This window comes from Lachnotalea glycerini, from assembly GCF_003201285.1.
Lineage (GTDB): Bacteria > Bacillota > Clostridia > Lachnospirales > Lachnospiraceae > Lachnotalea > Lachnotalea glycerini.
This window is the reverse complement of record NZ_QICS01000006.1, coordinates 205,456-218,599: the sequence shown is the minus strand read 5'-3', so window position 1 is coordinate 218,599 and position 13,144 is coordinate 205,456. Positions and strand designations below refer to the sequence as shown.

The window sequence follows — 13,144 nt, the reverse complement described above, 5'->3', positions numbered from 1 at the left end:
TATACAAACAAAAATGTTATAAAATGACACAAACTGAATATCACTCTGTGAAAGTATATAGTTCCTCTTGTACATTATACATAATCATATCTTTTCCAGCTTTACCATTCTTATATTTTATATAACTTGCAATTTTATCTTCATGCGTAGATAAAATAAGCTGTGTTTTATTAAATTCATTCTTTATAATTTCAACAAACGACGCCATATTTAATTCATCCAATGATTGGCAAGGATCATCAATCATAAATACATCCAAATTTGTTTTTACAATCTTCTTAAGTGCAAGCATCAATGCAATATTAGTTATATTCTTTTGTCCCATACTAAATTTGTGACTTACATCAAGTCTTTTGTTAATATCTTTTTTATCTGTAGACATTTTAAATTCTGTAAGTAACTCATCATTTTGGCCTGTAAAACAATATACGCCAAGTCCACTCTGATGTGTTTGTATTAATTTTCCACTATAAATATAAAGAGGGATTTCTAAATATTTCATCAAATCATTTAAATATTCTTTTCTCGCATCATTTTTAGTTTTCAAAACTTTTTCTAATTTCTTACTTTTTATGCATAATTCTTTATATTTTACTATTTTTTCATCAAATATTTTTTTGTTTACAGAATATTCATGCGCTAACTTTTGTTTTTGCTTCCACTCTAAATAAATTATTTTTTCTTTTAATTTATCATTCATTAATTCTTCTTTTAATATATGAGTTATTTTATTTTTATTCTCCTCGTAAACCAACATATTTATATCCTGCTTTTCAGTATCTTCATTTACCAATTTTTTTTCAATCATTTCAAAGATACTATCTACAACTTTCTTGAAACTTTTCAAAACATCTGGGTATTCATGTACATTTTTATAATACTCATTAAATTTTATATTATCTATAAAAATTTCAAGTTCTGAAACTGTCATTAATTCATTCAATTCTACTAATTCCGTTTTTAATATTTCTATCTGATTTGAGAATTTTTCTTTAGAATTAATATCAATATATATTTTTTCGTCTGTCTCTTCATCGTTCAATTCTCTCTCTATATTTTTTTTAAATTTCAAATAATCAGTTTGCCATACTTGCTTATTCTTTTCTAAAGAATCATCTATTATTTTACTTGACTCTTCAAATATTTTTTCTGCTTGCTGTATTGATTGCGATAAGGAAATTATATTTCCATTATAATTTTTTCCACATAATGGGCACTGATTTTCAAAAATGTTGCTAACTTCATCTTCATGTCCTTTTATTTGTTTTCTAAAATTTTCCACTTGCTCATATAGAAACTGTTTATCATTTAAGCTATTTAAATAAGAGTTACGATTTTCTCTAATAAGATGAAGTGAATCAATACTTTCTTTTGATAAGTATTGTTCTTGTACTTCATCTTTCCATAAAATATCTCCTTCCAATAACAAGTTTTGTAAATACTTCTTTTTTTCACAAAGCCCCATATACTTATTAAGACTATTAGGACTATACGAATTCAAGATATAATACTTGTAAAATGCCTCATTATTACGTATATTTCTAACTAAATCTCTATTTCTTAATTCTCTATATTCTTTAGCTTTATCTAAAATTTCTTTTATATGTTTTGCATGTTCTATATATTCTTTAAATGGTTCTGTGTCTACATATAAATTCTTATCCCATATAAACTCAATTTTTTTAAAAACTTTTTCACACTTCGGCTCTTCACCACTAATATCTTTTACTTCTTCTTTCATTCTTTTCTTGATATCGTCTATTTCTGCTTCTAAAATATCAATATCTTTTTTTGTATTTATAGCTCTCTGATCCATTTCTTTGTAACATTCAATCGTTTCGTTATCAATAAATTTGCTTAAAAAATCGACTCTTTTCTTATCCGCCTTTAAAATCAAATCTCCCTCATGTTCTTGTTGAATATAATTTCTTCCAATCCATTCTAAAATATTTTTTTCACCGAATATATCCGCTATATCTTTACGAGTCTTTTCCTCATAATTATTCTCTAATAAATCATCAAAATCAAATTCTCCATCTATAATAAATGTTTTAAAGTCTTTTGCTTCTTCTATTTTTTTTAAAACACCTGGATTACCTTTATCAGAATAACGTACTAATGTAATAGTTCTCTCAATTTCATCCCAAAACTCTATTGCAACAAAGCAACACTTCGTCAAGTCATTAATTATCATATGTTCTTGCAGTTTTCTATTTCCGTATACATATTCTCCCGTTTCAAGAGTTCCTGTTAAAGCAAAAAATATTGATTGAAAAATAGATGTTTTTCCATACCCATTTGGTCCAGATAAAATCATAGAACTAGTTTTTTTATCATTCCTAAAGTCAATAGTAAAATACGGTTTATCTGTTTTTGTCTCATATACAAACGGTTTGAAATTACATATGTAAAGCTTACTTATATAACATTTTTTCTCCATCTATTTTTTCCCCTCTAACAATTCTTCTATCTTTTTATTAATACTTTCATTTTCATTATCTGATAATAAAACATAATCTTCAATTTCACTGTTGTTGTCTTCTACAAGCAATCTATATAGCTCTGGATGAATATTATTCAGTTTTATTTTAATAAAATCAAGTATTGTTTTATCTGTTGTCTCTAAACTATTTAAATTTAAATATGGAAGTTTAATAAATATTCTACTTAATAAATCATATCCAACATTATTGTTAATCTTAAATTCTTTAAATAAATCATAGTTTTCTAATATAGTACTCATGTTTGAACTACCATAGTCTTTACCACAGATTTCTTCTAATTTTTTCTTTTCTTCATCGTTATACCAAAGAACATATTTTCTACAAAAAAATTTATTCTCTTCTATCGACATAACTCTTTTTCTTTGTTGCCATGTCAACTCACCCTCTATTGCAGTAATCAAAATTACACCCCAATTAGATTTATAACTCTTCTTAACCTGACTATCTTTCTCTACTTCTGCACATATACTTATGACTTCATCAAGTGTATTTTTATCCAATTCAGTTTCTATAACAAAATACATTTCATCATAATTATTCACAAATATATTACGTAACAATGTTTTTTTATTTTTATTAGCAGTATTTTGTTAAAATTCTTTCATAAACGTCACTTCTTCTAAATATATAAAATTATTATTTTGAAATACTTGATTAATTATATCTATCATTTTTCTACCTCTTCATAATCTATAAATTCTGTTTTACGTACTACATTAAATAATGGAAATTTTCCCTGTTCTTCTTGAGTATTTTCTAAAAAGCTTAAATTTTCTTCCGATAATTTATAATTATAATTTTGTGTAATAATACTTTCATAATCTCTATAGACATCCGAATGTTTCCAATAATTATTTAATATGCCTGTCAAAATATTTTCATTACGTTTACTTCCGCCTCCTATCAAAGATGATAATGCATAATAATGATTCAATCCAATTACGCCGTTATTTTCCAAATTCATACTAGTTCTAAATTTCTCAATTACTTCTACAAAAAAATCATGTTTAACATCTGATATTTTATTATTTATAGATTCTGCTTCGTTTTCAGAAGAGAAAAAATCATATTCTAAATTTATATTATCAATAATTTTTTTCATATCCCACTCTTTTATAGTATCTAGTAAACAATTAGGACAATTTTCTACATTTTTTGAACATTTAGGACATGCTTCTTCATCTAAAAACCTTAAAAGTTTTTCCTTTTCCCTATATAATGCAGCCTCCCACCTAAATGAAGAATTATCTTTATCTAAAAAAACTCTTTGAACATCATAAAGTTCATATTTAAAATCATCTTGATCTTCTTTTTTCTCAAGTTTCATCATTTTCTTATACATATCTGTATATAATTTATCTAAAATATCATGTGTAGATAATGCATTATTTTTATTTTTTATATATGATGTCATCTTGTTTATTTGATTTATACATTCATCATCAATAGTATTAATATTAATTTCTTTAAAAGACAGACGTTTTTTAAAATCACTAAAATCTGTAGCACAATTATTCAAAATATTTATTAAAGGTTTTAAATTTTCTTCACAGATTCCCTCAATATCGCTAATTTTTATATATGCTTTTCCTTCTAAATCTAAAGTTTTTCTTATAAAAGATCTAATATCTTTACAATAAGACTCCTTATTTTGCAAATTCAAATTAATTTTCCAATAATTTATATCCTTGTTTTCTAATAATAAAGTAATTTGTTTAATCCATTTATTTTCTATACAATCTTTACATATTTTATTAAATTCTTCTTCATCAATTGATAGATCTGTTACCTCTGTACTATCATAACCCAAAATCCATTTAATAGATTCATTATTCATAATCTTATATTGAATAATAAAATTTTCTAAAACTTCTGCCCTATTTTTCTTTGTTATTGTTTTCTTTATTTGATAAATTTTTTTTATTTCATTATTGTCAAAAATAATAAAGTCTTCTAACCACTCAATCTTTATCTTTAAATTTCCTGCTAATACACCATTCTCATCTTCTTCAAACTTATTAACAAGCTCTTTAAGAAAATATAACAATGCTGTCATTCCTTGATAATGATATCCTTGCCAACTTGGTATTGCATTCCTTCGTTCATTATATAATGCCTCGTCTAATTGTCCCATAAATCCTCCATCTCCCATTTAATCTAATCTGTCACAAAATATATAAATAATCACTTTTTTACACACAAAAACCTCATCAATTTACATAATAAACTGATGAGGCATCTCTATTTATATTTTCTGTTTTGGAATAAACTCAATTTTGAGTGCCATATCCATACCATCTGCTAATCTTTTCAAAAGGTTAATGGATGGATTTCTTGTGCCGTTCTCTAATTTACTGATATCTGCTTGATTAATTCCTGTACGTTCTGCTAATTCTTTTTGTGTAAGATTTTGTGATACTCTTGCATCTACAATTGCTCGAATCACATCAAACTCTGGCTGCAGATTGTCATATTCTTTTTTAAACTCTTCATCCTGAAGTTGTTCTGCTAGAAAATCATCAAATTTTCTCATTGTTCTCACACCTTTCCAAATAATCATTTCTATACTTTTTTGCTTTTTCTATTTCAGCTTTCGGCGTTTTCTGTGTCTTTTTAATAAACCCATTGGTAACAATTATTTTCCCATCATAATAGAAAAAATATAATGCTCTTGAAATATCTGTACCCACTTTTCCTCTAATTTCAAAAATTCCATCTTCAAGATGTTTACTATATGGTTCCCTTAACTGATTTCCTTTTTCCTGTAGTATATCCATTATTCCAAGAAGTTTTGCACGCATCTTGTTATCTAGACCAAGTAAAAATTCTTCAACTGGTATTTCACCATTCTCTCGTTCATAAAATTCAATCGTAAATTTTTTCATTTTTTCCCTTGTCTGTTCAGTTTTATTATATGGCATATATGCCATATTGTCAATGAATTGTAATTTTTAGTTGATTCTTATATTTTATCATAGCCTGACGTCTCAATCCAAACTTAATTTACTTTTTATCTGTTTCAAAACACTGTCGTAATTTTGTCGTAAACTTTTATCCTACACCAAACATTCCTTATAAATACAAGTAAATTCCATTCATCTCTCACATTATGCCGTGGCAGACGAACATTACTTTTATCATGTATTGATTCTTCCTTGATTTACAATAAAATACCTTAAAATCAATAATTATATGTCATCTCCCCATATATATTCTTGTATAAATTTTTTTCTTTCATCATAAAAATTTTCGAAATTCGGCACCCCATCATCATGAATACACCAAGGCTCATTCAATGCTGGAACCACCACCTTATAGCCTTTTTTTCGAAATTCATAACTTTGTGATACATCATAAAAATCCCATTTATCAAAAATATCCTCTCTCCATTCAAGATCATATTGTGTTATCATCATAACCCCATCGATCGCCTCAACATTATGACATATTTGACAATTTCCCATTACACTCTCTCCTGATTGATCAAAACTACTAAAATACATTCTTCCAACTCGCTTATCATTCCACATGATCATAGAATCTGGCATAGAAATGCTACCAATTACTCCAACCATACCAATTGATGCATCTTCAAAAATTGTCATTATATCAAAAATAAATTTTTTATTTACAATAAAAACATCCTGATGTAAATATACTTTATATTTTGCATCAGAGGCATGCATCCCTTCATTATATCCACTTGTCATAGAAATAGCTTCTTCAATAGAAAGGATTTCTACCTCAAAATTTTCTGGTACTGATAACTGATTGAGATATAATAAACATTCTTGTAAATATCTTTGATTATTTACACATAAAATAAAGCATATTTTATTCTTATTCATTGATTTCCCTTTCTATTATTTCTTCTGTAACTATATATTCCATGTTTAAATCTTTACACTTTTATAATCAGACATCTTATTAAGCTTTACGCTTCGCACAATGACCTAAGCGTCTCTGATATCTTTGTTGGATGTAAAATCTGTTTCAAATAATCTCTTGCAACCTCTTTTAGTTGAATATCAAGACATAATCGAGCCATACAGCATAATACAATTTCCTCTCCAGGTTTTATTTCATTTGCATACTTAAACATTTCAAAAGCATACACTTTTTTTTCATGTTTCAAAAACAAATTAGCTAAATTAATTGTTACTTCATAAGAATTCATAGAAACAGAACACAGCATACATACAAGTGTTTGTATTGATGTATTGGTTTCTTCAATATAATTATACAAATAATCTTGAGCGTGTGGAATAATATTAAATTCAGCTCTCCACATTTGTAATTTCAACTCTGTTAAATACTCTATGTTTTTATAAAAGGAATCATATTTATGAAAAATTGTATCTTTTACTCCATTACCTATCTCCTGCATATAAATATTAATTGCTCTATAAAATGCTAACATCTCATTTACATTACTATAATTTTTTTTAAAAGATTCATCCATAAACATTTCTACAATATTTTCAAAATCCTCCTGTCTTTTCAACCACTCATCAACTTGTTTTATAATCATCGGGATCTTATTTCTATAGTTAACAATCCATTGTTTATATTTTCTTTCTTTTTCTTCTACTTTATTTTGTGTTTCTGAATTTATCCATACTCCTGCTGACTCATTAGAAAAAATGTTATTCTTATTATCATTCATCATATGCCTCTCTCTCGTACAATCCATTAGTATACTTTCTAATTTAAATTCGTTAAATTTGTTTTAGCCATATATAACTACTGATACTTGTTAGCATAAATTATAATAACTTTGCCCTTATGTGTCAATAAAAGTGTCATAAATTCAAAATTCATATAAACATTCTTTTACTGATTTATACTTTTTTCATTTTTCAACTTCACTTATTTACTGCCAGATAAAAAATTTGCGAAAAACAAAGAATAGTACAATGTGTACCGGTACAAAAATAAAGGTGTGAAAAGTACTTGCATTTATTTGCTCATGATAATTCCGATATATAATACAACAGCCTCTTTAAACGTTCTTGGATTATAACCAGATAAACGAGCAATTCGATCCAGCTTATATTGTAATGTGTTTTTATGCAGATAAAGTCTTTCTGCTGTTTTTTGAAGGGACATATCTTCTGCATAATAAATTGTAAGTAACTCTTTGTCTTCCTCACAAAGAGAAGCAACCGTCTTTTCTAAATAATGTTCCATGATTTTTGAATCTAGACTTCCAAGGACAATGTCTATGTCCAGTTGATCAAACGAGGCAATGTTTTGACCCGTTCGTTCTAAACTTTTTAACGCAATTTTGGCCGACTCAAATGAGTGCTTTAGCTGTAGCAGTTCGTGGGAGCTGCCAATACCAACCTCTAGAATCTGGTTGTTATCTTGAGCAAAGCTTTTTAAGATTTGCAAAGAAAAGAAAAGTTCTTTTTCATTTATCATAGCCACATAATCATTCGGATAATGATAGGTATACAGCGGTAATTTCAGAGTGTCAAACATTTGAAATAATTTTTGTTCGAATGAGGATCGATTGGCTATGTTGTAATCTGCTTTTAATTTAAAAATTACAACGCGTATTTTTTGCTTTTTGTCTAGTTTCCTTTCTTGCAGGCATTCGTACAGATATTCACGATTTGTTATTTCTCCTTTAGTAAGAGCGTGTATAATATAATTCATTTGCTCTTGCTGCGTGCGATTAGAGGCTTCCAATTCTTGTTCACGTATAAATAATTTCGTAATACGAATTGCCAAATAAGCAAATTTACGTACGAGTTCTGGTTCTCCACTGATCCCAATCACTGCAAGAAAAGAACCATTATGAAAAATAGGTACGTTTACTCCTTGTTGCGTTCCATAAAAACGACTCTCTTTCTTTACTTCAATCGTTTCGTGAGTTTGAGCCACTTGAAATCCAATCTCATGAAAATCCCCAATGCGATTCGTATTTGTACTGGCGAATATAGTTCCCTCTTCATCAATAAAGTTAATATCTTGACCGCAAACATCTTTGACCGTATCTACGATCTGTTGTGCCAAACTTTCATTTATTTTTGTTATCATTAAAATTCCTTTCATTCCATTTGATGGGGTATCGCTCACTCTAAATTGACTTATTGAATCAATAAATCAACAATTTCAATAAAGCAATATTGTATATGTTATGTATAACATATACAAACATTACATGCAACGAATATATGTTATTCCTAACATATAAATAAAAATTATTTTTAGTATAATAAACATATAAAATAAAAACCAATCGACGTGTAAACGAAAATGATTTTTAAACTAAGGAGGTACTAAATTGAATATTGTGATAGCAATTGATTCACTAAAAGGAAGTCTTACTTCTATGGAGGCAGGCTATGCCATTCAAGAGGGAATTATGAAAGCAAATCCTGCACACAACGTACAGGTTCGTCCGCTGGCAGATGGGGGAGAAGGAACCGTAGAGGCACTGGTGGACGGTATGAATGGTATCCTTCACAACGTTGAGGTGACTGGTCCACTTGGAGAGAGAATCACATCTAGCTATGGTATCATAGAAAATTCCAAAACCGCCATAATAGAAATGTCATCGGCCGCAGGAATTACTCTTGTACCAGAACAAAAAAGGAATCCCTTACATACCACAACCTATGGAGTGGGTGAACTGATTAAAGATGCAATCTTAAAAGGATGTAGAACGTTTCTTGTTGGAATTGGAGGAAGTGCCACCAATGATGGCGGTGTTGGAATGCTTCAAGCACTCGGTTTTGAGTTTTTGAATGCAAAAGGACAGCAAATTCCCTATGGCGCAAAAGGTTTGGCTGAATTAGAACTAATATCTGAACGAAATAAATTGAAGGAATTAAGTGAATGCGTGTTTTTCATCGCATGCGATGTGACAAATACAATCTGTGGAGAACTTGGATGTAGTGCTGTCTTTGGACCACAAAAGGGAGCAACTCCTTCCATGATTACTGAAATGGATCAATGGCTGGTACGGTATACTTCTTTAGCAAGAGAAACCTTTCCCAATGCCAATCCCAATCAGTTAGGAACTGGCGCCGCAGGAGGTATGGGATTTGCATTTCTAACATTTACAAATGCCATACTGGAATCCGGTGTAAAACTGATACTTGATAAAACCAACTTAGAAGAGTATATAAAAGAAGCTGATCTTGTTGTAACCGGCGAGGGAAGATTGGATGGACAAACTGCAATGGGAAAAGCTCCTATCGGCGTAGCCCGATTAGCAAAAAAATATAATAAAACCGTAATCGCATTTGCAGGCAGTGTGACGAAAGAGGCGAACGAGTGTAATAAACACGGAGTGGACGCTTTTTTCCCAATCATTCGTTCCATTGTTACGTTAGAAGAAGCAATGAAGCCTGAACACGCAAAAGAAAACCTGTCCGATACAGCAGAGCAGGTTTTCAGACTATTAAATAATAATTTATAAGTAATCAGATATAAAATAAATAAGGCATGAGACTACATATTACAAGCGAACCTGAAATGGAAACAATCAATTCGTTCGCCCTATTAAATAAGAATAGCCCTCTGCCTTACCTAGTTGATTCGTTGGTGTATCATCAACCATAATGGTTGCTTTCAACAAGGACTCGATTTGTTCTCGCATTAAGGTAATATTAAATTTGTCCATCTCACGATTTTCGCTGTCTGCCATCAGATAATCCGGTGATGCAACTAACCCAATTAACGGAATTCCAGCTTCAAGCAACGGTTGACTTTCCCCAAATTCAAACCGATTATGTCCTCGCAATGTTACAGTACGGACTGTCTCTCTCTCTTCAATCGCTTTCCTCCAAATTGCTTCCATCGTTGCATTTCCTGTATAAGTATATTCGGTTTGAATGTCTCCCGTTGCTTCATATTGTCCTGACGCATTGTCTTTCCATTCCATACTGCCTAAATGTTCGACTGTGATTCCCGCTACTGCTTTCATATGCCCCTCCTTGCCATCCCAAAGTTCAGGATGATCCTGCATCCACATTGATGTAGCCTGTGAAGTTCCTTTAAAATCAGGTAACCGAAAATGTCCTGTAACGAAAGCAAATACCATGGTTCGTTCTGGTTGTGTTTGACTTAAGTAGCGAATCATGGATAACATTCCTATGGCACCATCTTCTTCCACTACATTCACACCATCGGTATGCGTATTAATCAGAATCGATTCTTGCTTATTTTTCCCTTCCATCGTCACATAAAACGATTCTGTTACCGCATTTTCTTCTTTTTCTGCTTCTAAAATAACGGTACTTTGTTTATGATTTTGAGCTGCTTCAATCACTTTTTGTCCTTCCGTCTGATTAACCCAAACAGCAGGAATACCCGCATATTTCGTAGTAAATGGCAAATATTGGTCTTTCACTTTCTCATCCGACACACCTTTCCAAACTAAGATGACCGCTTTTGCACCCATTTCTTTTGCTTTCTTCAAATTTGGGTTTTGTAATGTTGAAGTTAATACCAAATCACCATCTCCTAATACAACATGATTTTGTTGTGGAAATACTTGACGTTCATTCATGATGAATCCCATAGGAAGCATCTTGGTGTTATCAATTTCAACTACGATGATTTTACCTTTTACATCCACATAATTGCCACTCTTTGTATAAACCAGTTCACCTGTTACTCCCAATTCATCTGTTTCACCAGAGTAAGGATAGGCTGCCGACACAGGAACCTCTTCATTATCAATAAATACAGCACTTCTCTTTTCTTCCCAACGGTCAAATGTGTATGTGTCACGGTGTACTTCAAACCCCATATCGGCCAATTGTTGCTCCAACCACAAAACAAACTGCTTGTGACCATCTGATCCCGTTGTACGGCTTCCAAATGAATTCATGGTTTCAATATCTTTCAACATAGTCTCTTCTGAATCCAATTTATTATCATCAATCGTATCCTCGATATCTTCTGCTAATTGAACCGATTTAGTAATCGGATTTGCATAGATAACAATAATCAAAAATGTGCTGACTAATACCGTCGATAAGATGATAAAAGATACGATCGATATTTCCGTTTCTTTCCCAATCCATACACAACCGCAAAATGCTAGTATTAAAAAAGCAATGCCTAATACGCCTCGATTTAACTTTTTAAACATGTCTCACTCACTCCTTACTATTTTTCATCATGTTTTCTTTGACATTACAATTGTAATCTCTCATAATGTATAGTATATTGAAAAGTAAGATAAAAAACAACGCAAGAATCGCCATCACGTACAAATGGGAGGAAAATGTCATGTCCGATGATCCATTATTCATTACAGACGCTGCCAAACACTATTCCAATAAAGAAACCAATCGTTTAACCAGAGAAGCCATCTGTACTGCACTCGTGCTATTATTAAAAGAACAGCCCATTGAAAAGATTACCATTACGGACATCGTTAAGCGGGCTGGGGTATCACGAACTGCCTACTATAGCAATTATTCCTCGAAGCAGGAAATCCTAATTGATCTCGTCCATGCGCTTATTTTCCAGATTAACCATAAGCTTTTACCATATACCAATGAAAGAACGGGTAAAGCAAAAGATCCCGAAAAATTTATCAAAGTACTATTTGAAATTATTTATGAGCAACGTGACATCTATAAAACGTTGCTCGAAGCAAATTTTAATTATATTATTTTAGACTGCTTAAATGATATTATGCTTGCACCTGTCCCCAATCCGTCCGATGAAAATAAATACAGAATATACTTCAATGCTGGTGCACTATATAATGTTTTTACAAAATGGATACAATCCGATTCTTTAAAAACAATTGATGACATGACAAAAATTTGTCTTAAAATTTATCATACCCCAATGTCACAAGAATAGTGTGAACATTACATTTTTCTATCTGATATATTATAATATAATCAAAAACTATAGGAGGCGTTATGAATCAGAAAATTGTAAAGGTAATATCTAATTTAAATAAAAACAACATGGCAGGATACTTTGTAGACAGTCGCACCGAATTGTTTGCTTTGCTATCCAGCCTTATCGCGGCAGACTCTACTGTCGGCTGCGGAGATTCCGTTACATTAGAAGAAACAGGTGTTTTCGAGTTCTTACGAAGAGGAAATTATACTTTCTTAGATAAATTTAATCCTACGCTATCCAGAGAAGAAAAAAACAAGCTATATCTTGAAAATTTTTCTGTCGATACATTTATCACTGGATCTAATGCGATTACAATGGATGGTAAAATTTTTAATATCGATGGAAATGGCAGTCGTGTAGCCCCTATGCTTTATGGTCCCAAGCAAGTGATTGTCGTGGTTGGTGTCAATAAGTTGACTGCTGATGCGGAATCTGCAATAAAAAGGACAAGACAAATAGCCGCCCCAATGGATGCAAAACGATTAGGAAAATCTACTCCCTGCACATCTCTCAACCGTTGTATCGACTGCAGCCATAAACAGCGTATCTGTAACGACTTTGTTTTAATCACAGGGCAATTTATAAAAGGCAGGATAAAAGTTATCCTAGTAAATGAAAAATTAGGATATTAAATACTATTCCTTTTGAACAAGTTTAGCATACATAATAAACTTAACTTATTTTAAATTCTTATGGTTATGAGCGGTAAATTACACCTATAACAGTTTTCATGCTATGCTATTTCCTTAACATAG

Annotated in this window: 12 protein-coding genes; 3 read left to right on the top strand and 9 right to left on the bottom strand. The window is 30.7% G+C overall.

Features of this window, described 5'->3' with window-relative positions; all coding sequences use genetic code 11:
- Positions 1–40: 40 nt before the first annotated feature.
- From C8E03_RS13115 to C8E03_RS13080, 8 genes are all read right to left on the bottom strand, one after another.
- A complete protein-coding gene (locus C8E03_RS13115; protein ID WP_110291233.1) occupies positions 41–2,440 on the bottom strand; it encodes an AAA family ATPase in 2,400 nt (799 codons plus the stop codon).
- Entirely contained in the window at positions 2,441–3,064 is a 624-nt protein-coding gene (locus C8E03_RS13110) for an ABC-three component system middle component 1 (protein WP_146212327.1), read from the bottom strand.
- Between the two features lie 107 nt (positions 3,065–3,171).
- Positions 3,172–4,638 (bottom strand): hypothetical protein, encoded by a 1,467-nt coding sequence (locus C8E03_RS13105; protein ID WP_094376700.1) that lies wholly within the window; start codon positions 4,636–4,638, stop codon positions 3,172–3,174.
- 111 nt (positions 4,639–4,749) lie between these two features.
- On the bottom strand, positions 4,750–5,037 hold the full coding sequence (locus C8E03_RS13100) for a helix-turn-helix domain-containing protein (protein ID WP_094376699.1): 288 nt from the start codon (positions 5,035–5,037) through the stop codon (positions 4,750–4,752).
- On the bottom strand, positions 5,024–5,389 hold the full coding sequence (locus C8E03_RS13095) for a type II toxin-antitoxin system RelE/ParE family toxin (protein ID WP_094376698.1): 366 nt from the start codon (positions 5,387–5,389) through the stop codon (positions 5,024–5,026). Before C8E03_RS13095 ends, C8E03_RS13100 begins: the two co-directional genes overlap by 14 nt.
- Before the next feature lie 303 nt (positions 5,390–5,692).
- Positions 5,693–6,352 carry a glycosyltransferase family protein gene (locus C8E03_RS13090; protein ID WP_094376697.1) on the bottom strand — a complete coding sequence of 220 codons (660 nt, stop codon included), beginning with the start codon at positions 6,350–6,352 and terminating at the stop codon, positions 5,693–5,695.
- 86 nt (positions 6,353–6,438) lie between these two features.
- Positions 6,439–7,173, bottom strand: coding sequence for a hypothetical protein (locus C8E03_RS13085; RefSeq protein ID WP_146212326.1), 735 nt, complete (start codon positions 7,171–7,173; stop codon positions 6,439–6,441).
- A 290-nt stretch (positions 7,174–7,463) separates the two neighbouring features.
- The gene (locus C8E03_RS13080) at positions 7,464–8,549 is read right to left on the bottom strand and encodes a CdaR family transcriptional regulator (protein WP_170122991.1); all 1,086 of its coding nucleotides are present in this window, start codon (positions 8,547–8,549) and stop codon (positions 7,464–7,466) included.
- 247 nt (positions 8,550–8,796) lie between these two features.
- On the opposite strand from C8E03_RS13080, the gene C8E03_RS13075 reads away from it, so the two are divergent.
- Positions 8,797–9,936: a glycerate kinase family protein gene (locus C8E03_RS13075; protein ID WP_094376694.1), complete on the top strand. Its 1,140-nt coding sequence runs from the start codon at positions 8,797–8,799 to the stop codon at positions 9,934–9,936.
- 66 nt (positions 9,937–10,002) lie between these two features.
- Here C8E03_RS13075 and C8E03_RS13070 read toward each other — a convergent pair whose 3' ends face one another.
- Complete coding sequence (locus C8E03_RS13070; RefSeq protein ID WP_110291229.1) at positions 10,003–11,616, bottom strand: hypothetical protein; 1,614 nt, start codon at positions 11,614–11,616, stop codon at positions 10,003–10,005.
- 140 nt (positions 11,617–11,756) lie between these two features.
- On the opposite strand from C8E03_RS13070, the gene C8E03_RS13065 reads away from it, so the two are divergent.
- Entirely contained in the window at positions 11,757–12,341 is a 585-nt protein-coding gene (locus C8E03_RS13065; protein WP_094376692.1) for a TetR/AcrR family transcriptional regulator, read from the top strand.
- A gap of 62 nt (positions 12,342–12,403) precedes the next feature.
- Positions 12,404–13,021, top strand: coding sequence for a lactate utilization protein (locus C8E03_RS13060; protein WP_110291228.1), 618 nt, complete (start codon positions 12,404–12,406; stop codon positions 13,019–13,021).
- Positions 13,022–13,144 lie beyond the last annotated feature (123 nt).

Excerpts from the sequence above, each read along its gene's own strand:
- C8E03_RS13115 (WP_110291233.1), bottom strand. The coding sequence starts at position 2,440 with ATGGAGAAAAAATGTTATATAAGTAAGCTTTACATATGTAATTTCAAA.
- C8E03_RS13105 (WP_094376700.1), bottom strand. The coding sequence starts at position 4,638 with ATGGGACAATTAGACGAGGCATTATATAATGAACGAAGGAATGCAATA.
- C8E03_RS13100 (WP_094376699.1), bottom strand. The coding sequence starts at position 5,037 with ATGAGAAAATTTGATGATTTTCTAGCAGAACAACTTCAGGATGAAGAG.
- C8E03_RS13095 (WP_094376698.1), bottom strand. The coding sequence starts at position 5,389 with ATGAAAAAATTTACGATTGAATTTTATGAACGAGAGAATGGTGAAATA.
- C8E03_RS13090 (WP_094376697.1), bottom strand. The coding sequence starts at position 6,352 with ATGAATAAGAATAAAATATGCTTTATTTTATGTGTAAATAATCAAAGA.
- C8E03_RS13085 (WP_146212326.1), bottom strand. The coding sequence starts at position 7,173 with ATGATGAATGATAATAAGAATAACATTTTTTCTAATGAGTCAGCAGGA.
- C8E03_RS13080 (WP_170122991.1), bottom strand. The coding sequence starts at position 8,549 with ATGATAACAAAAATAAATGAAAGTTTGGCACAACAGATCGTAGATACG.
- C8E03_RS13070 (WP_110291229.1), bottom strand. The coding sequence starts at position 11,616 with ATGTTTAAAAAGTTAAATCGAGGCGTATTAGGCATTGCTTTTTTAATA.
- C8E03_RS13065 (WP_094376692.1), top strand. The coding sequence starts at position 11,757 with ATGTCCGATGATCCATTATTCATTACAGACGCTGCCAAACACTATTCC.
- C8E03_RS13060 (WP_110291228.1), top strand. The coding sequence starts at position 12,404 with ATGAATCAGAAAATTGTAAAGGTAATATCTAATTTAAATAAAAACAAC.